Raw genomic sequence first — 21,635 nt, 5'->3', positions numbered from 1 at the left:
TTGCCGGCTTTTTCTGCCGGCACAGTGCGATCCATTTTCGAACACCTGAACGCTTTCGAACCAACAGGACCCGCGTCCGCAATCCAAGTTTTCCAGCGCGCCAACCCCGTACAAGGAGGAAATACTATGTCCCCTAGTGCAACACCCCACATGGTCGAGCTTCCCAACTCCATCCATCAACTGCCGACAGGCTCGAAAGCGCTTCGCCGAACCAACGGCCAGCGCTGGATCGAGCTGACACTGGGCGTCAAGCGATCCGCCGACCTGCCTGATCTGTCCGATCTCGACAAGAAGCTCCCCAAGGATCGCAAGTACATGACGCGCGACCAGCTCGCGAACAGTTACGGCTCCGATCCCAAGGCCATCAAGTCGATCGAGGATTTCGCCAAGGCGCACAAGCTCGTCGTCACCCGTAACGAGCCCGCCGCTGCGCGGCTCGGCATCGCCGGGACGGTCGACGACGTCAGCGACGCCTTCGGCGTCACGCTGTTCGACTATTCCCATCCTCATCTCGGCGACTTCCACGCCCGCACCGGCCCGGTGCATGTCCCCCCCGAGGTCGGCGATGCCATCACCGGCGTGTTCGGCCTGAACAACCACCGTGTGCTCCGCCGTTCGCGCCATCAGGCGAGCAGCGCGAAGCCGGATTTCGCGAGCTCAGTGCGGCATTGGTTCATTCCGACCGAGCTTGCGGGCATCTACGACTTCCCCAAGGTCGATGCGAGCAAGCAATGCATCGGCCTGCTCGAATTCGGCGGCGGCGTGGAGACGCCCGACGTGGCGGCTTATTTCGCCAAGATCGGCGTTCCCGCGCCTGATGTTGCCGTCGTCGCGGTCGACGGCGTCTCGACCGATCCGTCCGGCGATCCGGAATCCACCGGTGAGGTGATGCTGGATGTCGACGTCGCCGGCGCGCTTGGCGGCGGTGCCAAGATCGCCACCTATTTCTCGACCTTCGACGAGAAGGGTCTGGTCGATTGCCTGGCGAAGGTCGTCAGCGATTCCGTCAACGATCCCTCGGTGGTCTCGATCAGCTGGGGCTGGGATGAGAACCAGGACTTCAACAATAGCGGCGTGATCTGGTCACCGGCGGCGATCGACCATTGCAACCACAGCTTCCTCGCGGCGGCGCATCTCGGCATCACGTTCTGCGTCTCCACCGGCGACGATGGCTCGGAAGCGCAGATGCAGGACGGACGGGCGCATGTGAACTACCCCGCAACCTGCCCCTACGTGCTGGCAGTGGGCGGCACCACCCTGCATGCGCGCGCCAACGCCAAGAAGCAGGTGCAGGTCACGGAGACCGTCTGGAACGACGGACCCGGCAGCGGCACCGGCGGCGGCGTCAGCGACATCACACCCGTCCCGAGCTGGCAGCAAGGCATCGTACCGAAGTCGATCAATCCCAAGCATTTTGCCGGTCGCGCGATCCCGGATGTCGCGGCCAACGCCGATCCGGCAACGGGCTATCTGACCATGTCGGGCGGCAAGCTCGGCATCGTCGGCGGCACCAGCGCATCCGCTCCGCTCTGGGCCAGCCTGATTGCGCGGATCAATGCGGCGAACGGCGCTCGGTCCGGCAATTTCAACGCCCTGCTCTATTCCAAGTTCGGGCCAGCAGGCGTGCTGCGCGACATCACGGTCGGCAACAACGACACCGACGGTCTGCTCGGCGGGCAATACAAGGCGGGGCCGGGATGGGATGCCTGCACCGGCTGGGGCGCGCCTGACGGCGCCAAGCTTCTCGGCGCGCTTCAGGGCGGCCCGACCAGCTAGCCAATCAGCTCTTGCGCAGGCGGGCGATCGTCCGCCTGCGCAAGACTGAAAGGGACCGCCCTCGTCGCGCCCGCTCAGCGCACACGCAGGCCGCTTGCGGCATCGAAGACGAATGTGCGTGACGGCGTCAGCGAAACGCCGATGCGCTCGCCTTGCCTGCCGGCAAACTGCTTGGGGGCCTTCACGGCGATGAAGTCACTTTCGACTTTGACCGTCACAAGCGTGTGGTCGCCGATCAACTCGTTGGCGTAAATTCCGCCCTTCAGATCGCCCTTGTCGTGCTCGACGATCGAGCAGTCTTCAGGCCGCACGCCGAGGACGGCCTTGGCGATTCTGCCCGACACCGATGACATCAGCTGGGCTCCGTGGCCCATGAAGGCTGTGCCGTCCAGAGTCCCATGGATCATGTTCATGGGCGGTGAGCCGATGAATTGGGCGACGAACAGATTGGCAGGATTGTTGTACGTATTCGCGGGCGTGTCGAGCTGCTGCAGAACTCCCTTTTCCAGGATCGCCACCCGGTGGGCCAGGGTCATGGCTTCAATCTGGTCGTGAGTCACATAGATGGTCGTGATGCCCAGCGCCTGCTGCATGTGCTTCAGTTCGGCGCGCATGTGACCACGAAGCTTGGCATCGAGATTCGAAAGCGGCTCATCCATGAGAAACACCGACGGGCGACGGATGATGGCGCGCGCCAGCGCGACCCTCTGACGCTGGCCTCCGGATAGCTCTCGGGGGTAGCGGTCGAGCAAAGGCTGGAGTTGAACCTGAGCGGCAGCCTCCTTGACCGCGGCGGTGCGTTCGGCTTCGGGAATGCGGCGAACCTTGAGCGGAAAGCCGATATTCTCGGCCACGGTCTTGTGCGGATAAAGCGCGTAGGACTGAAACACCATCGAGATGTCGCGGTATTTCGGCAAGATGTCGGTCACATCGCGGTCGCCAATCAGCACGCGCCCGGCGCTGGCCGTCTCGAGGCCGGAGAGAATGCGCAGGGCGGTGGTCTTTCCCGAGCCGGAAGCGCCGAGCAGAACCAGGAATTCGCCCGGCGCGATCTCCAGATCGAATTCCTCGAGCACCTTCACAGCGCCGAAATATTTACGCACCTTGTCGAAGCGGACCGGGACCTGGCGAGCGGCGGCCGAAATCGTGTTGTTCATCCGCTCATCCCTTGACCGCACCAAGCAAGACGCCCCTCGCGATATAGCGCTGCAACACGATGGCCATGATGATCACCGGAAGGATCATGATCATGATGATGGCACACATCTCCCACCACAGAATGCCGCGCTCGCCCGTGTTCTTGGCGGCAACCATGATCGGCATGGTCAAGGCTCGCGCAGTCGTGAGGAAGATCGCAAAGAGATACTCGTTCCAATTGAGAATGAGGGTCAGCAGGGTGGTTGCGGCGAGCCCCGGACGGGTCAAGGGCAACACGATGTCCCAGAATATTTCGAAACGCGATGAGCCGTCGAGCTGGGCCGATTCTTCCAGCTCAATGGGGAGATTCGCGAAAAAATCATGCATGAGCCAAACGACGATCGGCAGATTGGCGACCGCATAGACGATGATGAGCGCGAAGTGCGTATCGATCATCCGGACCGACTGAAACATCATGTAAACAGGAATGATGACGACGATCGGAGGCAAAATGCGCTGCGATACGATCCAGAACAGAATGTCGTCATTTCCGAGCGTCGACTTGAAACGCCGTCCTAACGTGCGGGCAAGAAGGAAGAACAGGGCGAGGGCAACGGAGGTTGAAATCGTCCAGTGAACTTCCCAATAATTGGAAGCGATGATGGCCGACAGGGCCAGCAGCACGAACACCACGATATTCCCGAACTTCGGCTTGTAGCTCATGCGCGCCAGCGCGTAGGCCGCCATGGAGCCGACGGCAATGCAAAGCGCGGTGGCGCCGAAGCTGATCACGAAGGAATTCGTATAGGCAAGGTAGACCTTGCAAATCTGCGGCTCCATTCTTTCGATCTTGATAACAGGCGAAACAATGAAGGCGAACAGATTGTAGACCAGCAGGACAAGCTGGCGGCCGACGGAATAGGCATCGCAATAGGGGTCCGTTGCGAATTGTGCGGTCCACCCCTTGAGCGTCGGCTGGAAATCAACAAAAGGGATGAAGAACGGCCCGTTATTGACGGTCACGGCATCCTTGAATGCGGTAATGACCACCCAATAGATCGGAAACAGCACGAACAGCGACCAGAACGACAGGATGGTCCAGGCCGCGAGGTTGGCCATAAGGGACATCTTGCCCACGGCAGGCGGCTCGAACAGCCTCTGTCTAAACGTGCGATGGTTCTTGAGATTCATGTGAGGCGCCCCGCTCATGCCCGCGCCTTACGTAACCGCTTGACCACCACATAGTTGAAGAACGAAGAGCACACGACGACGGTCAATATCAGCAGAAGATACGCCACCGCGGCAGAATCCCCCATGTTGTTGGCGCGCCATAGAAACAGCGAATGCAGTGTCATCGACTCGGTTGCTATCCCGGGCCCTCCTGATGTCATGATGTTCGGCAGATCGACGATCTTGAACGCCTCGATCATGCGAATGAGCATGACGGTTGCCGCGACTGGAAGGATCTGCGGCCAGGTAATTTCGCGAAAGATCTGGAAGCTGGAGGCACCATCGACCTGGGCGGCCTCGACATGATCCTTCGGCACGTTCTCCAGAGCGGCCAGCAAGACGATGAAGATGAAGGGGATCCATTGCCATGAGTCCCCCAGGATAACGAACCAGCGGGCGGCCCAGGCGTCGGTTGACCACGCCCAATTCCCGAGACCGACAAATTGCCAGAAAGGCTGGAACGGACCTTTGGTCACATCCAGAATCATCTTGAAGGCATAGCCTACACCTAGCGGGGTAATCATGAGGGGGATGAAAAACAGCACCCGGAAGAAATTCTTGCCGATAATGGGCTGCGAGCACAGGAAGGCCAGCATCAAGCCGATGACGAATTGGATGGAGCAGCCGACGACGACATAGAAAAGGGTATTGAGCAGCGTGCCCCACTGATTGCCCGAGAGCAGGGTGGCGGCGAAGAGCAGCGCAATGAACATAGCCATGGCAGCGCTGATCAGCCGTCCGGCAAGACCAACCCAGCTGGCGCCCCCGGCGACGGCGCGATAGAGCCACCACAGCAAAGCGCCGGCAATCACTGCGGTGAACAGCCAGCCGGCGATGCTCATGCTGGTGAAGCGGCCGAGGAAGTGGACCTGCTGGTTGCCGGTAAATTGGGCCGCGAAGTTCTCGAGCCAGACCATCCGGAATTTGAGGCCGGTGGCCGAGAACCTGACATGGCTGATCGCAAAGACGACCGTGTAGAAGGTCGGCAAGATCGCAAAGAGCAGGACAAGCGTCACAGCCGGAGCGATGAAGAATGTTCTCGAATGGCGGTCAAGCCACTCGCCCCAGCTTTCACCCTGAGAAAGTCCAGCCGGGGAAATCCCCGGCTGGCTCGTAGCGGTCCCATCAGACATCAAGCTCGCTCACTTTGCAGGTCCGACAGCGAGTGCCATCTGCTTGATCTGCTCGTCGGAGCCGAAGTCCTTGGTGATCTTGTCCCAACCGGCCTCGATGTTCTTCAAGGCCTCGTCCACCGTGATCTCGCCAGCCATGTAGCGCGCCAGCTCAGTATCGAGAACGACCCCGGTGTACTGCTGCGCACCGGGAATCTTGAGGTCCGAAGCCATGTTGGGGTTGTTGAGGGCATCGTTGATGGCGCCCATGTAGTTCTTGGCAAGGCCCTCATCCATGCCGGATTTCACCCAGAGGTCCGTGCTCTTGAGCTGGCTGAGGCGGTATGGGTTGAAGCCCGTCCACCCCATGGTCACGTCGACGTTGGATTGCTCTTTCTGACTTATGTACGACAGGAAGTCGTAGGCCGCCTGCTTCACCTTGGGATCCGACTTGGCGTTGACGGCGCCGCCCCAGCCACCAAAGGCCGAGAACGGAGCATAGTTGATGCCGTCGATCGCATACGGCGCAGTTTCCTTGCTGACCGGAACAAGCTTGCCTGTCTTGCGGTCCAAGACTTCCTTCGAACCCACATTGGTGGCGTAGAGCTTGTTCTTGATCCCTTTTGCATCGTCTTCGAGCTGGAGCGGGCCCGGATCGCCCCATTCGATCAGAAGGCCGCAACGACCTGACTTGAACAAGGCACGGGTGTCGCCGATGTCCATGTTGAGCTCTTCAGGCGGTCCGTATTTTGACGTCTCCTTGTAGAGTTCAAAGGCCTTCTTCCAGCCGGCATTGTTGATAAGGGGCTTCATTGTAGCGTTGTCGAACTGAAAGCCCTGGGCCGTGCCCTGGGTCTGGACGATCGTCGAAGCGATCGTCTGTATGGCGAAATAGCTCTGAGCGTTGCGCTTCTTGAAGATGCAGGAGCCGTAGCCTGGCTTGCCGTCGCCGCTCATATCCTGGCCGTTGATCGCCTTGGCGATGGCGAGATAGTCGTCCCAGGTCTTGGGCGGCTGCAGATTGTTCTTTTCCAGGACGTCCTTCCGGTAATAGACCATCTGGAAGTCGCCATCGACCTGGATCACCATCGTATGCCCGCCGATCTTCTGGGCAAATTCGCGGAAATAGGGTGCGATGTCCTGGACGTCGATCTTCCCATCCTTCGCGATGTAGGGATCGAGATTTTCGAGCAACCCCGCCGCTGCGAGCTCGACGCCCCAGCCGGCGGCGAAGACGGCAACATCAATGGAATTCGTTCCCGTGGACCAGTCTTGCTGGACCTTCGGGAAGATCTCGGCATACGGCACTTCATTGACGATGATCTTGGCGCCCGTCAGCTTCTCGAATTCCTTTCCGCGCTGGGACACTGCGCCAGCGATGACGGGTCCCGGGCGCGTCAGGATGTTGATTGTGACGCCGTCATACTGGCCGGCACAGGCGACGTCCGATAATCCACACAAGGCGACAGCCGACGCGGCAGCTACCGCGAGCTTCCGAATGTCCATAGGTCCCTCCCGTGTACGTCTTTTTGAAGTGGCGAGCATGAGCTCGCGATCCGTAGCCTACAGCATTTCGCTGTCCGGAAAAGCCTGCGCGCTCTCAATTTATGATTGAATCAACCCGGCGCTTGTGTGCAAGCGCAGCACGCCGGCGGCGGGCATGCCTAGGCATCCATCAGGTCACCTCGCCATGTTCGGCTCTCCCGAGGCTTTACCTATAGCTCTCCCCCTGGTGGAAAATCTGTCATAGGCTGCGGCTGCAGTGCGGCGGAAAAGCCGTGATCGGAGAGGAGAGACGCCAAATGAAAATCACGATGCCGGCCTGCCTCGCCGGCGCCATGCTCGTCGCCGGCGCTACTCACGTCGCGGGCGCATCTGGCGCCGCGCCCTCCAAGATCTCGGGCTCCACCGCGCTGGCGCTGGCCGGCGTGATCGCGCCGTTGTCGCCGACCCTGTCTGGCGCCGAGAAGCGGGCAGTGGCGATGCTGTTCGCCGCCAATGCCGATATCCCGTACAAGAAGCCTGTGGTCGTGACCGCAGACAAGATCGTCTGCCGCACCGGCAATGTCGACATCACCGTCCGCAATTGCGAGGTGACATTCGGCAAGAAGGTCAGAACCGTGAATGGTTCCACCGCCAACGAGATCTTCGCGACCGAGGCGCTGGCAGGCATTCCACCTGATGGCGCGGCGGGATCAAATTTCGAGAGCCTGAGCAAACTGAGCTGCACGATCGACCCCAACGCCATCAGGCAGAAGGACGGCAGCGGGGCGGATTGCACGTTCCAGCCGGCGAATTGACTCCCCGAACGGATGGACAAAGGAACAGCGCCGCGCTGACGCAATATCATCGCCAGGCGGCACTGCTCGCTCGAGCCGGGCCCTGAAATCACCGGCCGGATTTGTTGTAGACGAATTCTGCCTGAGCGGACTCCATAATGCCTCGGCGCGAGCTCATCACCATCCAGATTCTGCCAGTAACATCCGCACAGCGTCATGTTGCTGATTTTCGACATGCGCCAAAAGAGCGCAACGCGATCGGAATACCGTCGACATCCGGCTCTGGCGTCGAGCGATGCGACACCCCCACGAACATTGCAATTCGAGATTGGTAGCGCAGTCGGAGCGAATACGTAAGTTTGCGCGTGTATTTTCGGATGCTTCGTTTGCCGGGTTCAAAAGACGTCATTTATCTCGACAAGTACGAGGTCGTGCATTCGCGCGACAGCGAGCTCGCACGCGACCGCCTGTTCAGCGTTTACGGCGCAGACGGCTTCGACAAGGGACGTGGAAACTTCGGCATCCGCGCCAACTACGCCGGGATGACGGTCGTCGGTTTGGGCTTTTGCTGTTACGATTCTCCGGTCTCGGTGAGTTTTCCCGAGGCGAACTTCATCCGGCAATTCTTCTCCATCCAGGGCCGTGCGAGCTTCACAACCTCGCGCGGCAGCAGTCCGATCGGCGCGTGGACACCAATTGTCCCCGGACATTCCCGGCTGCAACTTGAGTTTGGCGAGGACTATCGGCAATTGGTCCTGCGCATCGACACGCTGGCGCTCGAACGCACTATGAAGGCTCTTGCCGGCGACGCAAGCGACCGACGGCTTGAACTGTCCGAATCCGATCCCGATCCATCCAGCATGGCGCTGTTCAGGCGGCAGGTATTCCATCTCGCCGAGGAGCTGGAGACGTTTGCGGATCAATATTCGCCGCTTGCGAGAGCCGAGCTCGAGCGCAATCTCATTGTGAGGTTTCTTCTGGGTCACGAGCACAATTTCTCGGATCTGCTCAGGCGTGAGCCGCGTAGCGCCGGGCACAGCGTGGTCGCCAGGATCGAGGCCTTCATCGAGGCGAACTGGAGCCGGCCGATCGATCTCGACGAAATCGCCGGCGTCGCCAATGTCGGCGTACGCACGGTGTTTCGCGAGTTCGCGCGGGCCGGCAAGGGATCACCCGCCCAGTTCGCCAAGCGGGTGCGGCTGCAACGGGCCGCAGAATTCCTGCGCTCGCCGATCGACACGACCACCGTGACCGGCGTTGCCTTCCGCTGCGGCTTTCACAATGTCGGTCGCTTTGCCGCCGATTATCTGCGGCTCCACGGCGAACTGCCGTCTGAAACCTTGAAGCGCGCTTCTTCAGCACTGTAGCGGCCGCGGCGTTCTTTCGCCGCGACCGGCATTCGACCCGAACGCCGCTCAGGCCGCGCGAATGGTCGCCAGGAATTTGTCGACTTCCGTCTTCAGCCGATTGCTCTCGACCGACAGTGACTGCGCCGAGGACAGCACCTGGGACGACGCCGATCCTGTCTCCGACGCGCCGCGCTGCACGTCGCTGATGTTCGACGATACGTCCTGCGTGCCCTTCGCAGCCTGCTGCACGTTTCGGGAGATCTCCTGGGTCGCAGCGCCCTGCTCCTCCACGGCCGCCGCGACCGCCGCCGATATCTCGGACAGGCTTCCGATCGTTGCTCCGATCGTCTCGATCGCCGCGACGGACTCCTGTGTTGCAACCTGAATACCGGTGATCTGCTGGCTGATCTCTCCGGTGGCCTTCGCGGTCTGCTCCGCCAGCGCCTTGACTTCGGAGGCCACGACGGCAAAGCCCCGGCCGGCATCGCCGGCACGCGCGGCTTCGATGGTCGCGTTCAGCGCCAGAAGATTGGTCTGTCCCGCGATGCTGTTGATCAGCTCGACGACATCGCCGATCCGCCCCGCCGCGCGCGACAATTCGCTGACACGGTCGTTGGTCTGCCGGGCCTGATTGACCGCCTCCGCCGCCATCCTGGCCGAATCCTGGACACGATGGCTGATCTCGGTCACCGAGGATGACATCTCTTCGGTCGCCGACGCCACGGACTGGACATTCGTCGACGCCTCTTCCGATGCCGCCGCGACGGCAATTGAAAGCTGTTGCGTCGATTCCGCCGTGCCGGTCAGCGTGCCCGCAGCGGCTTCGAGCTCGGTGGAGGCGGACGCGACCGTCTCGATGATATTGCCCACGGCGGCTTCGAACTCTCCGGCCATCCTGCGCATGTCCATCCGCCGCTGGTCCGCAGCCCGCTTCTCCAGATCCCGCTGTGCCTCCCGATCAAAGCCGAGCTTGGCCTGAAGCGCCTGGACGGCACGCAATGCCAGCCCCGCTTCGTCGTCACGCTCGACATCGACCCGGCTGTTGAAAACGCCCTGGGCGATCTTCGACATGATGGCGTTCAGATGCGCAAGAGGACGCGTGATTGCGCGAATTGTTCCCCATGACAGCAGGACGCCGGCGAGCAAGCCCAGGCACATAGCAACAATCGCGATCACCTTGGCGACGACAAACGCGCTTTCCGCCGCATCGTATTCCGCCTTTGCTTCCTTGACCTGGATCGCAACCAGCCGATCCATGTCGGCCTTGGCGGCGCCGAAGAGCTCGGCAGCCTTGCCCGTCATATGTGCGTTCAGCTCATCGAGCTTGCCATCGGCCAGCATGGCGAGCGCCGGCTTGAGGCCACGCTCGACATATTCGATCCGCTTCGGCGCGAACGACTCCGCGACCGACTTCTCCTCCGGCGTGAGATAGGTCGCCATGTAGTCCGACCACAGCCGGTCGATCCGGCCGGCATTGGCGGCAACCACGCCTTGCGCGTTCGAGGAGACGCGGCCGATGCGCGCTTCGACCGCGGACCGGAGGATGGCGAGCGAGTTCTCCTTCATGCGATCGTTGATCTCGAACAATTGGGCAAGCGGCACCGACCGGTCCTCGTAGATCGATTGGGCGTGCCGGTTAACCTGGCTCATGCCGGTCAATCCGGCGGCGCCGATGATCATCATGAACAGCGACAGGACGCCGATCAGCGAGACCAGTCGCGCCTTCAGGGATCGCGTGAATGGCGAGAAGACCTCGAACAGCGAGCGCCGGCGGATCATGCCGGCCTCGATCTTGAAGCCACCCGCCTTCTTGTCCCGGATTGCGGCGTAGACGCGTTCGGCCTGCTCGCGCTGGTCCGCAGGCAGCTTGGTGCGGATCGACATGAAGCCGACGACGTGGCCTTCCTCCCAGATCGGCGTCGCGCTCGCCAGTACCCAATAGAAATCGCCGTTCTTGCGGCGGTTCTTCACTGCGCCGGCCCAGGGCTTGCCGGCTTTCAGGGTTTCCCAGAGATTGGCGAAGGCTTCCGGCGGCATATCGGGGTGCCGCACGATGTTGTGCGGCTGGCCGGCCAGCTCCTGCTCGGTGAAGCCGGACGCTTCGACAAACTGATTGTTGAAATAGGTCAGCTTGCCCTTGAGGTCGGTCTTCGAGACGATCAACGTCTCGTCCGTCAAGGGATACTCGGTGGCGGTGACAGGCAAATTGGTACGCATCGTCTAATCTCCGGGGGTGTAGGTACAAAAGGCGCGGGTCGGCGCGGCTATATCTGCATGATCTTCAGATGGACGACGTCGAGCAGATGCCGCGTCCGCTTGATCTGGTCCGAAAACTCCCGCCGCTTTTTCAGATCGTGAATGCACAGTTCGATCTCGCTTGCGTGCGCGATCGCCAGCTCGAACTGGCGAGCCAGCGAGCTCAGCGCAATCCGGGCGCTCGCACGCAACGCGGCAGACTTGGTCTCGGCAGAACAATCGCAACGCGCGATCGACGTATCGAGATCATGCCGCTGCGCGCGAAACTGTATGATGTTCGACATGCTATTCTCCCGCGGCGAAAGATCCGTCGGGATCGCTAGTATACGAATCGAGTTATCAGGGTATTTGACCGATCTACGACACTCTGGCCGGATTCTGACACGCGCGTTAAGCCGACTATGACGTTTGACGGTAACAGGATCGGTTTCATAAGACGGAGCTAACGAGCCTGTCGAAAATCGGCAACCGGGAACGCATCGAGAGGCGGCTCTGCTCTGCCGTCATCGGAAGAAGCGCACCGCACGGCATGGACGGCGCCTCGGTCTGGTGGCGACCGAACCCTGGGAAGGACGAGCCGACGTGCCGTGAAATTGCCCAAAGGAGCCTAACTAATAAGGCGAATTGAAAAGACAGGCCCGACGCGCGAGCCATAAAGGAACGCAAGGCCGGCGGTGACATGAAGAACTTCCTCTTATTTTTCCTCCTTCTCGCCGCAACGGCAGCTTCGGCGCAGGGCGTGACGCCGGTGCGACCTGCCGCCCCATCCGATCTGGTCCTGGCAGGCCTCACCGACAGCGACACCACGGCCGGCGGCGTCGCGCGGTTGTGCGAGCAGGTCTCCTTCTCGCGCGGCCTGCGCTATGGCGACAGCGAAGCCAATGTGCTCGATGTCGCGACCAGCGCCGAGACCAAGGCGGATACACCGCGGCCGGTGCTGCTGTTCGTGGCGGGCGACACCTTCACCGGTGACCGCGGGGCGCCGGACCTGTCCCACGATATCCAGGACGAGGCGATGTGCTTTGCGGCGCGCAACGGCATGATCGGCGTGCGCGTCAATTATCGCCTCGCGCCCGCCGCGACCTGGCCGATGGCCGCGACCGACGTGGCGGCGGCGTTGTCCTGGGTCCACGGCAATATCGACCTGTTCAACGGCGACGCGCGCGAGATCGTCGCGGTCGGCTACGGCGCCGGTGCCTTCCATGTCGCGAGCCTGCTGGCGCATCCCGAGCTCCAGACCGACCGCGCCGACGTCGCCGCCGTGGTGCTGGTCTCGGGCGTCTACCGCGCCGGCAAGGACGCCAGCGACAGCGAGAAGGCCTATCTCGGTAACGAGGCCGCGCAATACGACAAGCGCTCGGTCTATCCCGGCATCCTCAATGTCGAGGAGCCGATCGTGCTGGCCTGGGCCGCCAACGATCCCGCCAACGTCGTGGCGCAAGGCGAGACCCTGAAGAAGACGCTCTGCGGCGCCGGCCACTGCCCACGCGCAACCCTGCTGCGCGGCCACGACGGCATTGCCGCCGCATTCGGGCTGGACGGTTCCGGCGACAGCCTCGCCGAGCCGACGCTGCTGCTGGTGCATCAGCTGGAAGCACGGGGGCTGCCGTAGCGAGCGGCATTCAAGCTCCCGCAACGTCAATACGCTTGCCGTTTTGGACCGGCCGCCGAGACTGCTCCGAAGCAGGCGACCACGCCATACCTTCGCCAAACGCTTGACCTAGATCAACCTGCCTGGGTGTGGAACGAGCCGAGTTCGTTGGGGGCCAACGACAAGGTGTCGAGCATGCGCGTCACCGGCAGACTGCTGTTGATTTCGATCGCCGCGCTCGCCTCGCTCGGGGCGATGTCGCAGCAGCGTTCGGACCAGCCCAGTTCCGACAAGGAAATCCGCATCGGCAACATCGTGCCCTATTCGGGACCGCTCTCGGAATTCGGCGCGATCGGCAAGGCAGAAGCGGCCTATTTCGACATGATCAACGCGCGCGGCGGCATCAACGGTCGCACGATCCGCTTCATCAGCCGCGACGATAATTCCGATCCCGCAGCCGCGCTGCAGCTGACCCGCGACCTCGTCGAAAAGGACGACGTGCAGCTGATGTTCGGCTCGTTCGGCACGCCGGGCAATCTCGCCACGCGCCGGTACCTGAACGAGAAGCAGATCCCGCAGCTGTTCGTTGCCTCCGGCGACGAGGAGCTGAGCCAGGCCAAGGCGTTTCCCTGGACCATGGGCTGGCAGCCGCCCTACCGCTCGGAAGGGCGCATCTACGCCAACTACATCCAGGCCTATTATCCCCGGAAGAAGATCGTCGTGCTCTGGCAGAACGACCAGTTCGGCCGGATGCTTTACAAGGGCATCCAGGAAGGTCTCGGCGATCTGAACCGTCATGTCCTGGTCGACGTCGCCTTCGACATCAACGACGAGCATCTCGAAGGGCACGTCGCGATCCTCAAGCGCGCGGACGCCGACATCTTCGTGTTTCTCGGCGTGCCGTCGACGGCGGCCAAGGTGATCGGCCTCGCGGCGTCGCTGAACTGGCATCCAGTCTTCATCGTCAACGATGCCTCCGCTTCGATCGCCAACGCGATGGCGCCCGCTGGGCTGGAGAATTCGGCCGGCGTGATCTCGGCGGCATTCCTGAAGGATCCGAGCGATCCGGCCTGGAAGGACGATCCGGCCATGAAGAGCTGGTTCGCCTTCATGGACAAGTTCTACCAGGTCGAAAGCGCCAACAGCAGCGCGGCGCTCTACGGCTATGCCGCGGCCGAGGCGCTGGCGCAGGTGCTGAAGCAATGCGGCGACGATGTCTCGCGCGAGAACATCATGCGTCAGGCTGCATCGCTGCGGGACTTCCATCCCTCCGTCGCGCTGCCGAACATCCGGATGAATACGTCGCCTGACAGCTATCTGCCGATCAAGCAGATGCGGCTGGTGCAATTCGACGGCCGATCATGGCAGCCGTTTGGGGCGGTGATCGAAACGGCGTTCACGGAAGGGGCGGCACGGTGAGGATTCTCGTCATGGCCGGGCTTGTCCCGGCATGACGACCGCTTGTGCGTCCGCTCACGCCGGCTTGAGCGACGCCAGGGCGCTCTCCAGCAGCGAGCGGACCCGCGCCGCATCACCTGACTTCACCACGGCCGGATCGAGGTAGAGCTCCAGCCCCGGCGCGCGTTCGGTGATGACGCCGCTCCTCTCCGCTGCCGCATCGTTGAGCGCGTCGACCGCATACGGAATCACCTCGCGGCTGATTCCCTTCATCGTGATCGCGGGCAGTGCGTGGGCGCGGACAATGTCGCTGACCAGCGCAAAGGTCTCGTAGCTCAGCACGATGCCGCCGGGCTCGGCAATCGACTGCAGGCGCGCGGCGAGGTTCGCCTCGGCACCGATGATGGTGTAGTCCATGCGGTCGCTGCTGCCGAAATTGCCGACATTGCAATAGCCGGAATTGATGCCCATGCGCGAGCGGAACGGCTGCTCGATGCCGGACGATCGCCACTTCGCATTGAGCTCGGTGAGGCGCTGCTGCATGCGCCAGGCCATCTGCAGGCAGGCCTGCGCATCAGCGCGGTCGCCCTTGGTCTCGGGGTCGCCGAAGAAGATCAGCATGGCATCGCCGATGAACTTGTCGACCGTGCCGCCATGCTCATGCGCGATCGCCGACATCTCGGTGAAATATTCGTTGAGCAGTTGCGTCAGCAATTCCGGCTGGAGCCGCTCGGTGGTTGCGGTGAAGTTCTGGATGTCGGAGAAGAAGATCGTGAGCTTCTTGCGCTCGGTGTGGATGGTGACGTCCTTCTGACCGGAGAAGATGCTCTTGTAGACCTGCGGCGGGATGTAGCGCGAGATCTTCATCGACAGCGAGGCCAGGAAGTCGTTGGCGGATTCGAGCTCCTTGTTCATGCCCTTGATGCGACGCGCCTGCCGGCGCTGGAGCGAGTGAAACGACAGGCCGCAGCCTGCGGCGATCAGGAAATAGGCCAGCAGGAACTTGAACGAGAAAATGTTGGCGGCGATCGGCTGCGCGATGATCACCTCCTGAATGCCCCTGACATCGCCGACCTTCCAGTCCTTCTTCGGGCTTTCGGGATGGTTGTTGTGGCAGCTCACGCAGGCCGGGCCCATGACCACGGGCGCAACCAGGCGGACCTTGTCGGAGAACAGCGAGGTTTCGGTGTCGAAGATCTTCTGCTCGGGGTCGGCACGCAGCGCAGCGAGCGCATCCCGCTCGAACTGGTCGAGCTGATGCGGCGCGCGGTTCTGGAACGGGAAGTCGGAGACGAAGCGGTAGGCGATGTTCTCCTGCTGCGCGCCGATGACGCGGCCGAGCTCCAGCGACAGCGTCGCCGGGATCGGGATCGCGCCGGGGACGGATTCGTAAGTATGAACGACCTTGGTCGTGCCATTGGGGTTGGCAAGGATGCGCCCCACCACGTTGGATGCGTAATAGCTGCGCACGCTCGATATGACGGAGTTGAGGTCGGCGGCCTGCCGGCGCAGCGCCGTCTTGCTGAGCGCGGTCAGGTCCAGCCAGACCGCCAGCGGCAGCGCCAGCAGGAGAAAGGCAATCACGGCGCCGATCAGGATGCCGTTCTTGCGCTGCTCTTCGGCGATCTCTCGTTTCACTCTGTGGCTCCGTTATGTGCGTTTTGGCCGCAAGGACCGGGATTTGCGGCACAGCCTTCCAGCTTGCAAAGAGCCTATAAACGCGCGCCCGCGCAACCCCATTTTATGGTAGTCGCAGCAGGCGCCTTTTCGTTTCATGACGAATGTCTAAGATCGGGATCAACCTGCATTGACAATCCGGAACCGCTGCCCATGACCGAGACCATCCGCATCAAGCGCTTCATTGCCCGCCCGGTGATCGCCCCGATGAATTTGCCGCTTCAGGCCTCGACCGGCACTGTCGCAAAGGCGCCGCTGGTGCTGATCGATTGCGAGACCGACCAGGGTGCGGTGGGGCATGCCTATCTGTTCTCGATCACGCCGTCGGCTCTGAAGCCGCTGGCCACGATAGTGATGGAGATGTCGGAGCTGCTCGCAGGCGACGAGCTGCTGCCGTTCGAGATCGAGCGCAAGCTGACCCAGCGTTTCACACTACTCGGCCTCGCCGGCCTGCAGCGGCTGGCGCAATCCGGCATCGACATGGCGGCATGGGATGCGCTGGCGCGCAGCAAAGGCCTGCCGCTCGCCCGCCTGCTCGGCGGCGCGCCGAAGCCGGTGAAGGCCTACAATTCGAAGGGGCTCGGCATCATGGAGGCGAGCGCCGCGGTGGAGGAAGCCCACAAACTGCTGGCCGAGGGCTTTCATGCCGCCAAGATCCGCGTCGGTCGGCCCGAGGCGCGCGACGATCTCGCCGTGGTCCGCGCGGTGCGCAAGGCCGTTGGCGACGACGTGACGCTGATGTGCGACTACAATCAGGCGCTGACGGTGGCCGAGGCGATCCGCCGCGGCGAGATGCTCGACGACGAAGGCCTCTCCTGGATCGAGGAGCCGATCCGTCACGACGACTATGCGGGCTGCGCCCGTATCGCGGATGCGTTGCGGACGCCGGTCCAGATCGGCGAGAACTTCGACAGTGCCTTTGCGATGCAGACCGCGCTCGCAGCCGAGGCCTGCGATTACGTGATGCCCGACGTGCAGCGCATCGGTGGCGTCACCGGCTGGCTCCGCGCCGCCGCACTGGCGCACGCCGCCGGCATCGAGATGTCGACGCATTTGTTCTCGGAAGTGAGCGCGCATCTGCTCTGCGTGACGCCGACGGCGCACTGGCTGGAATATGTCGACTGGGCCGACGCGGTGCTGGCAACGCGGCTGACCATCAAGGACGGCTTTGCGATGCCGAGCGAGGCGCCCGGCAACGGCATCGCGTGGGACGAGGCGGCGGTGAGGAGATACGCAGCCTCCTAAGCTGGATTGAGCGTGGCATAATCCTGGAGAGCAACACGCGCGGGATTGGCAGGCAGGCGTTTCGTGCCTTTGGATCATCCAATTTGGCTGCTTGCGCCTGAGAGTGATCCTCGTTGTAGCGCTGTCCAGCGATCAACCTTAAATCGTCTGGGTCCGCCATGTCCTTTTTGAGATAAATCGTGAGCGGCGGATGCTCCGTGTTCGTCATTGCTGTCAAACACGCACCTCAGGAGGTGGGCATTCGTCGATCTCCCGTCACTGGATGTTGAATCGCGCGCCCGGGCATTCGTTGGTTACGGTCGTTGCGACCAGCTGGGCGGCGAACGAGGTCGGCTTCGGGACCGCGACGATCATCCAACGTCCCTTCTTGTTGAGCCAGAACCGGCCCGTCGTGGTCGCGATGCGACGATCGGTATATTTCTTCGTCGAAATCAAGGGGACCTTCGACTTCGGCGCGGGAACTTCCTTCCAGCCGTCGAACGAATAGAACTCCTGGAAGAAATAGTGCCACTCGATCTTTTGGAATTCATGGTGCGAAACGACCACCCGGACCAATGAATTTCCCGTAAGCCATTCCGAACCCATCGGGTCGGGCTCGACCTGCAAACATCTCGTGTGCAGCGGCTCCTGGACCTGAAGCAAATTCGCTCGTTGACTTTGCGTAAGCATCGCCGAAGTCACCGGCTGGCCTACATTCGTATCGTTGGCAGGCCCCGAGCAGATCGGCACCGTCGGCGGGCCTTGCCCGGTCCATGGATTATTGCTGCAATAGACGTAGCGCGACCAGGACGACCAACCGTTGGACGCCGTTTCCTCCGCCTTGCCCGTCTCGCGGTTCCAAACACACGTGAACTTGATCGTCTTGCTCGGTGGACAAGCTGTTATGGGGGGCCGTCCCACCAATGGGTGGTTTCGAACTCATAGATGGATTGGTTCGGGTACGGGTACATCACGGCTTTGACGCTGGTCAACGCGTGGTGCTCCGAGCACCCTTCGCCCTTCGTGTCGAGCCAGCAGACGATCGGAAAATTCTCGCTCGGCCAGCACCCCGCATGCGCCGAAGACGACCCCAGAATGGCTAACACGGGAGCCAATGCGAAGAGATAAGCCCGCATGGTCAATCCTCCCATTTGCATCTTCTGATTGAGGTTGCCCCGTTTCGTCGCCATCACCTTGATCAATATCAACGCATCGGTTGCAACGACACAGCCGTCTCGCAAAGAGGCGACACCGCCGGACGTCCGCATCTTCGCGAACTCATGCCAGCGCCTTGGTGGGCGAGGCTTCGGCGGACAAGTCGCTCCCGCTCGCAATGACGGAGCGCGCGGCACTGGCGTCATTTTCAAGCTTGCTCCACTCGCATTGCGAAAGCGTGCGGCAGGGACTAACCATGCCCCATGACCACATGGCGCCCGCATCCCCATATTCGCGTCGTCGCGATCGGCCTGCACTGGCGGGACGGGCGGCTGCTCGCGGCTGAGGTGCGCGACGATGCGGGGCGGATCAAGGGCGTGCGTCCGCTCGGCGGCGAGATCGAGTTCGGCGAGAGCTGGCGCACGGCGCTCTTGCGCGAATTCGACGAAGAGCTTGGCATCGACGTCGCCATCACCGGCGAGCCAGTGATGATGGAGAACATCTTTGTTCACGAGGGCGCTGTAGGCCATGAGGTGATGTTCATTGTCGAGGTCGCGTTTCCGCAACCCGCGTTCAGTGGTCAGGACCGCATCGACTTCCGCGAGGACAACGGGGACGAGATCACCGCCCGCTGGTTCGATCTCGCCGATCTCGACGTGCCAGGCGGACCGAGCCTCTATCCGACCGGCTTGAAGGACTTGCTGCTTGCGCCGAAGACCAGGCGCGACTGACAGGCTACCAATTCTCCGCGCCGGGGATCTTCTTGCGCACCGCCATGCGCTGGATCCAGAGGCAGCGACGCACGGATCTGTTGGAGCGGCCGACCGCAGATATCCCCTCGCCGGCCTGAAGCAGCGGCGCCATGCTTGCGCGCAAGGCCCGGCAGCGCTGCATCTCGGCCTGCCAGTCGATGATCGCGGCGTTCGCGCCTGATGCGATCAGCGCCAGCACCACCATGGCAAGACAACCCGCCCGCATCATTTGCATTTCCTCACCGCGATCCGCTTCGATCGCGACGATAGCGGAAATCGCCCTGTCCTGCGAAGAGAGCCTGCTCCTCAGCTTCGCAGACGCCGCAACGCCTTGCCCTTGTGCAGGGCGACGTGATCTGTCTTGTCGCTCTTGATCTCGTATTGGGGGTCGTCGGGCGTGGCGTGGTGCGTGTAACCCTTGTAGTCGACGTCCCCGGTGTGGACGCGCAGGATATGGCCGCGGACGCGACCGGCCTCGGAATTCCAGCTGACGTGATCGCCGCGCTTGAAGGGTTTGCTGGGGGCTTTGGGCATGGCGGAACAATGCCGGAGCGCGGAGGCGTGTTCCACGAGAGTGGAGGATGACGCACTAGTCCGTCTACGCTCTGCGAGCTACGCCGGACACGCTTCGAGATTGATGGATCGCGGCTTGCCGAGCCGAAGCTCGCGGCTACAAGTCCGCCTTCGCCCTTTGGGCTTCGGCGTGACATCCTTCTCTCGCTTCGCGAGCGAAGGATGGTGGGCACGACAGGGATCGAACCTGTGACCCCTACCATGTCAAGGTAGTGCTCTCCCGCTGAGCTACGTGCCCTAATAGTCCACTTTCGTCGGGTGGGGGTCCCTATAACGGCTCATGGGAGCCGGCGCAAGGACGGAACGCGGCGGATTTAGGCCGCCAGCATCTTGTTCACTTCGCTCACCAATTCCCTGAGGTGAACGGGCTTCGACAGCACCTTGGCGTTCTTGGGGGCGTCCGAATCCGAGTTCAGGGCGACCGCGGCGAAGCCGGTGATAAACATGATCTTGATATCGGGATCGAGTTCCGAGGCCCGGCGGGCGAGCTCGATGCCGTCCATCTCCGGCATCACGATGTCGGTCAGCAGCATCTCGAACGGCTCTTCCCGCAACCGCTGATAAGCGGCCATGCCGTTGTCGTGGGACGAGACCTGAAAACCGGCGTTTTCCAGCGCCTTGACCAGGAAACGGCGCATGTCGTTGTCGTCTTCGGCGAGCAGGATTTTTGGCATGAGCGGAACGTCGATCCCCAGAGGATATGCAGAGGTCACTAAGCCCGACAGAGGGTAAATTTGGGGTGAAAATCTTAACCCTGGAGGCTCGCGCTGCGAGAGGTGTTGTGAACCGGAATGCGGGACGAATCAATTCCGGTGCGCCCACGCATCCCCGCCTCCCTCCCCACACGGTTAAGACATGTTCCAGCGCGGATCACGCTTTTTCGCTTGGCAGAATGGTTGCGATTCCGGACAATGACGACACATAAGAGCCGCTCGATCGGCCGAATCACGCGATCCCGGCCCCATGCCGGATCGTGCGGCGCCAGACCTGAGGGCGTGAAGGGACGAAGCCTGAGAAGATGACCCGGTTTGACGGCGAGGTGTCGCCAGCCTTCGAGATCGTGGAGCCCGCCGAGTGGCGCGCGCCCGTTATCTTCAACTCGCCCCATTCCGGCTCGACCTACCCGGACGAATTCCTGAGCGCATCGCGGATCGACCTGCCGACGCTGCGGCGCTCGGAAGACTCCTTCATGGACGAACTGATCACCCATTTGAGCGATCGCGGCTTTCCGACCGTGCGGGTCAACTTTCCCCGCTCCTATGTCGACGTCAACAGAGAGCCCTATGAGCTCGACCCGCGCATGTTCACCGGCCGCCTGCCGAGCTTTGCCAACACCCGCTCGATGCGGGTCGCCGGCGGATTAGGCACGATTCCGCGCGTGGTCGGCGACGGCCAGGAGATCTATCGCGACCGCATCGCGGTCGACGACGCGCTGGCGCGGATCGAGACGCTGTACAAGCCCTACCACCGCGCGCTGCGCCGGCTGATCAACAAGGTGCACCAGATGTTCGGCACGGTGGTGCTGGTCGATTGCCACTCGATGCCCTCGGTCGGCGTCAGCAGGGACGAGCCGCGCCGGCCGGACGTCGTGATAGGCGACCGCTACGGCACGAGCTGCACGCCGCTGCTGCCCGATCGCGTCGAGGAGACGATGACCGGGCTCGGCTATTCGATCGGCCGCAACAAGCCCTATGCCGGCGGCTTCATTACCGAGCACTACGGCAATCCGGCGAGCGGCCTGCACGCGGTGCAGCTCGAGTTCAACCGCGCGATCTACATGGATGAGCGCCGTCGCGAGCGCAGCCCGCGCTTTGGGCAAGTGGCGAGCGATTTCGGCGTTCTCGCCGACGTCCTGGCGACCACGATCCCGTTCGGCGATCTCGGCCCGTTCCAGGCCGCGGCGGAATAGACGCGCGCCTCGAACGATGGTCTCGCCTCGATTGGCGCGAACGCAGTTTCGCTTCGCAACGGATCGCGCGCAAAACTGAAAGCAGGCGAGGCAAGAAAAAAGGGCCGCTCGCGAATGACGCTAGCGGCCCAAGTCTAGGGAGGAAACGCCCAAGGAGGGCAACGGTAACGCGAGAAGCGCTACCGCACCGCAACAATATGCGGCCGCGCCGCACAAA

General features: G+C 62.2%; 20 protein-coding genes and 1 tRNA gene. 8 read left to right on the top strand and 13 right to left on the bottom strand.

Features of this window, described 5'->3' with window-relative positions:
- The first annotated feature begins 126 nt into the window (after positions 1-126).
- The gene (locus Q0687_RS35230) at positions 127-1,776 is read left to right on the top strand and encodes a S53 family peptidase (RefSeq protein ID WP_298887529.1); all 1,650 of its coding nucleotides are present in this window, start codon (positions 127-129) and stop codon (positions 1,774-1,776) included.
- 74 nt (positions 1,777-1,850) lie between these two features.
- Here the strand turns inward: Q0687_RS35230 and Q0687_RS35225 are convergent, their stop codons facing one another.
- The 4 genes from Q0687_RS35225 to Q0687_RS35210 form a co-directional block, all read right to left on the bottom strand.
- The gene (locus Q0687_RS35225; RefSeq protein WP_363324040.1) at positions 1,851-2,852 is read right to left on the bottom strand and encodes an ABC transporter ATP-binding protein; all 1,002 of its coding nucleotides are present in this window, start codon (positions 2,850-2,852) and stop codon (positions 1,851-1,853) included.
- 85 nt (positions 2,853-2,937) lie between these two features.
- Positions 2,938-4,032, bottom strand: a complete 1,095-nt coding sequence (locus Q0687_RS35220; RefSeq protein WP_298887527.1) for a carbohydrate ABC transporter permease — start codon at positions 4,030-4,032, stop codon at positions 2,938-2,940.
- Positions 4,033-4,118: 86 nt separating this feature from the next.
- Positions 4,119-5,276 (bottom strand): sugar ABC transporter permease, encoded by a 1,158-nt coding sequence (locus Q0687_RS35215; RefSeq protein ID WP_298887526.1) that lies wholly within the window; start codon positions 5,274-5,276, stop codon positions 4,119-4,121.
- Between the two features lie 9 nt (positions 5,277-5,285).
- The gene (locus tag Q0687_RS35210; protein WP_298887525.1) at positions 5,286-6,761 is read right to left on the bottom strand and encodes an extracellular solute-binding protein; all 1,476 of its coding nucleotides are present in this window, start codon (positions 6,759-6,761) and stop codon (positions 5,286-5,288) included.
- 296 nt (positions 6,762-7,057) lie between these two features.
- On the opposite strand from Q0687_RS35210, the gene Q0687_RS35205 reads away from it, so the two are divergent.
- Both Q0687_RS35205 and Q0687_RS35200 read left to right on the top strand, forming a co-directional pair.
- Complete coding sequence (locus Q0687_RS35205; RefSeq protein WP_298887524.1) at positions 7,058-7,555, top strand: hypothetical protein; 498 nt, start codon at positions 7,058-7,060, stop codon at positions 7,553-7,555.
- A 365-nt stretch (positions 7,556-7,920) separates the two neighbouring features.
- A complete protein-coding gene (locus Q0687_RS35200; RefSeq protein WP_298887523.1) occupies positions 7,921-8,901 on the top strand; it encodes an AraC family transcriptional regulator in 981 nt (326 codons plus the stop codon).
- A gap of 48 nt (positions 8,902-8,949) precedes the next feature.
- Here the strand turns inward: Q0687_RS35200 and Q0687_RS35195 are convergent, their stop codons facing one another.
- Both Q0687_RS35195 and Q0687_RS35190 read right to left on the bottom strand, forming a co-directional pair.
- Positions 8,950-11,100 carry a methyl-accepting chemotaxis protein gene (locus tag Q0687_RS35195; RefSeq protein WP_298887522.1) on the bottom strand — a complete coding sequence of 717 codons (2,151 nt, stop codon included), beginning with the start codon at positions 11,098-11,100 and terminating at the stop codon, positions 8,950-8,952.
- 47 nt (positions 11,101-11,147) lie between these two features.
- On the bottom strand, positions 11,148-11,423 hold the full coding sequence (locus tag Q0687_RS35190) for a hypothetical protein (protein WP_298887521.1): 276 nt from the start codon (positions 11,421-11,423) through the stop codon (positions 11,148-11,150).
- A gap of 395 nt (positions 11,424-11,818) precedes the next feature.
- Here Q0687_RS35190 and Q0687_RS35185 point away from each other — a divergent pair, with 395 nt between their 5' ends.
- On the top strand, positions 11,819-12,751 hold the full coding sequence (locus Q0687_RS35185; protein WP_298887520.1) for an alpha/beta hydrolase: 933 nt from the start codon (positions 11,819-11,821) through the stop codon (positions 12,749-12,751).
- A 174-nt stretch (positions 12,752-12,925) separates the two neighbouring features.
- Positions 12,926-14,149: an ABC transporter substrate-binding protein gene (locus Q0687_RS35180; protein ID WP_298887775.1), complete on the top strand. Its 1,224-nt coding sequence runs from the start codon at positions 12,926-12,928 to the stop codon at positions 14,147-14,149.
- Between the two features lie 54 nt (positions 14,150-14,203).
- On the opposite strand, the gene Q0687_RS35175 is transcribed toward Q0687_RS35180, so the two are convergent.
- Positions 14,204-15,766 (bottom strand): adenylate/guanylate cyclase domain-containing protein, encoded by a 1,563-nt coding sequence (locus Q0687_RS35175; protein ID WP_298887519.1) that lies wholly within the window; start codon positions 15,764-15,766, stop codon positions 14,204-14,206.
- A 192-nt stretch (positions 15,767-15,958) separates the two neighbouring features.
- On the opposite strand from Q0687_RS35175, the gene Q0687_RS35170 reads away from it, so the two are divergent.
- On the top strand, positions 15,959-17,050 hold the full coding sequence (locus tag Q0687_RS35170) for an enolase C-terminal domain-like protein (RefSeq protein WP_298887514.1): 1,092 nt from the start codon (positions 15,959-15,961) through the stop codon (positions 17,048-17,050).
- A gap of 255 nt (positions 17,051-17,305) precedes the next feature.
- Here the strand turns inward: Q0687_RS35170 and Q0687_RS35165 are convergent, their stop codons facing one another.
- Together Q0687_RS35165 and Q0687_RS35160 are read right to left on the bottom strand one after the other, a co-directional pair.
- Positions 17,306-17,605, bottom strand: coding sequence for a hypothetical protein (locus Q0687_RS35165; RefSeq protein WP_298887512.1), 300 nt, complete (start codon positions 17,603-17,605; stop codon positions 17,306-17,308).
- A 326-nt stretch (positions 17,606-17,931) separates the two neighbouring features.
- Entirely contained in the window at positions 17,932-18,297 is a 366-nt protein-coding gene (locus Q0687_RS35160) for a hypothetical protein (RefSeq protein ID WP_298887510.1), read from the bottom strand.
- Between the two features lie 150 nt (positions 18,298-18,447).
- Between Q0687_RS35160 and Q0687_RS35155 the strand changes: the two genes are divergently transcribed.
- A complete protein-coding gene (locus Q0687_RS35155) occupies positions 18,448-18,915 on the top strand; it encodes an NUDIX hydrolase (protein WP_298887508.1) in 468 nt (155 codons plus the stop codon).
- Positions 18,916-18,919: 4 nt separating this feature from the next.
- Here the strand turns inward: Q0687_RS35155 and Q0687_RS35150 are convergent, their stop codons facing one another.
- The 4 genes from Q0687_RS35150 to cpdR form a co-directional block, all read right to left on the bottom strand.
- Positions 18,920-19,165, bottom strand: coding sequence for a hypothetical protein (locus tag Q0687_RS35150; RefSeq protein WP_298887505.1), 246 nt, complete (start codon positions 19,163-19,165; stop codon positions 18,920-18,922).
- A gap of 77 nt (positions 19,166-19,242) precedes the next feature.
- On the bottom strand, positions 19,243-19,470 hold the full coding sequence (locus tag Q0687_RS35145) for a DUF2945 domain-containing protein (protein ID WP_298887502.1): 228 nt from the start codon (positions 19,468-19,470) through the stop codon (positions 19,243-19,245).
- 202 nt (positions 19,471-19,672) lie between these two features.
- Positions 19,673-19,747 (bottom strand) — tRNA-Val (locus Q0687_RS35140).
- Between the two features lie 76 nt (positions 19,748-19,823).
- On the bottom strand, positions 19,824-20,183 hold the full coding sequence (gene cpdR / locus Q0687_RS35135) for a cell cycle two-component system response regulator CpdR (RefSeq protein WP_007597092.1): 360 nt from the start codon (positions 20,181-20,183) through the stop codon (positions 19,824-19,826).
- Between the two features lie 344 nt (positions 20,184-20,527).
- On the opposite strand from cpdR, the gene Q0687_RS35130 reads away from it, so the two are divergent.
- Positions 20,528-21,418 (top strand): N-formylglutamate amidohydrolase, encoded by an 891-nt coding sequence (locus tag Q0687_RS35130; RefSeq protein WP_298887497.1) that lies wholly within the window; start codon positions 20,528-20,530, stop codon positions 21,416-21,418.
- Positions 21,419-21,635 lie beyond the last annotated feature (217 nt).

It is taken from the genome of uncultured Bradyrhizobium sp. (genome assembly GCF_936928535.1).
Taxonomy (GTDB): domain Bacteria; phylum Pseudomonadota; class Alphaproteobacteria; order Rhizobiales; family Xanthobacteraceae; genus Bradyrhizobium.
This window is presented reverse-complemented; position numbering and strand designations above follow the sequence as displayed.

Coding starts and splice junctions, on each gene's coding strand:
- Q0687_RS35215 (WP_298887526.1), bottom strand. CDS start 5,276: ATGTCTGATGGGACCGCTACGAGCCAGCCGGGGATTTCCCCGGCTGGA.
- Q0687_RS35155 (WP_298887508.1), top strand. CDS start 18,448: ATGACCACATGGCGCCCGCATCCCCATATTCGCGTCGTCGCGATCGGC.
- Q0687_RS35170 (WP_298887514.1), top strand. CDS start 15,959: ATGACCGAGACCATCCGCATCAAGCGCTTCATTGCCCGCCCGGTGATC.
- Q0687_RS35180 (WP_298887775.1), top strand. CDS start 12,926: ATGCGCGTCACCGGCAGACTGCTGTTGATTTCGATCGCCGCGCTCGCC.
- Q0687_RS35230 (WP_298887529.1), top strand. CDS start 127: ATGTCCCCTAGTGCAACACCCCACATGGTCGAGCTTCCCAACTCCATC.
- Q0687_RS35145 (WP_298887502.1), bottom strand. CDS start 19,470: ATGCCCAAAGCCCCCAGCAAACCCTTCAAGCGCGGCGATCACGTCAGC.
- Q0687_RS35210 (WP_298887525.1), bottom strand. CDS start 6,761: ATGGACATTCGGAAGCTCGCGGTAGCTGCCGCGTCGGCTGTCGCCTTG.
- cpdR (WP_007597092.1), bottom strand. CDS start 20,183: ATGCCAAAAATCCTGCTCGCCGAAGACGACAACGACATGCGCCGTTTC.
- Q0687_RS35130 (WP_298887497.1), top strand. CDS start 20,528: ATGACCCGGTTTGACGGCGAGGTGTCGCCAGCCTTCGAGATCGTGGAG.
- Q0687_RS35190 (WP_298887521.1), bottom strand. CDS start 11,423: ATGTCGAACATCATACAGTTTCGCGCGCAGCGGCATGATCTCGATACG.
- Q0687_RS35220 (WP_298887527.1), bottom strand. CDS start 4,032: ATGGCCAACCTCGCGGCCTGGACCATCCTGTCGTTCTGGTCGCTGTTC.
- Q0687_RS35205 (WP_298887524.1), top strand. CDS start 7,058: ATGAAAATCACGATGCCGGCCTGCCTCGCCGGCGCCATGCTCGTCGCC.
- Q0687_RS35160 (WP_298887510.1), bottom strand. CDS start 18,297: ATGCGGACGTCCGGCGGTGTCGCCTCTTTGCGAGACGGCTGTGTCGTT.
- Q0687_RS35150 (WP_298887505.1), bottom strand. CDS start 19,165: ATGATGCGGGCGGGTTGTCTTGCCATGGTGGTGCTGGCGCTGATCGCA.
- Q0687_RS35195 (WP_298887522.1), bottom strand. CDS start 11,100: ATGCGTACCAATTTGCCTGTCACCGCCACCGAGTATCCCTTGACGGAC.
- Q0687_RS35185 (WP_298887520.1), top strand. CDS start 11,819: ATGAAGAACTTCCTCTTATTTTTCCTCCTTCTCGCCGCAACGGCAGCT.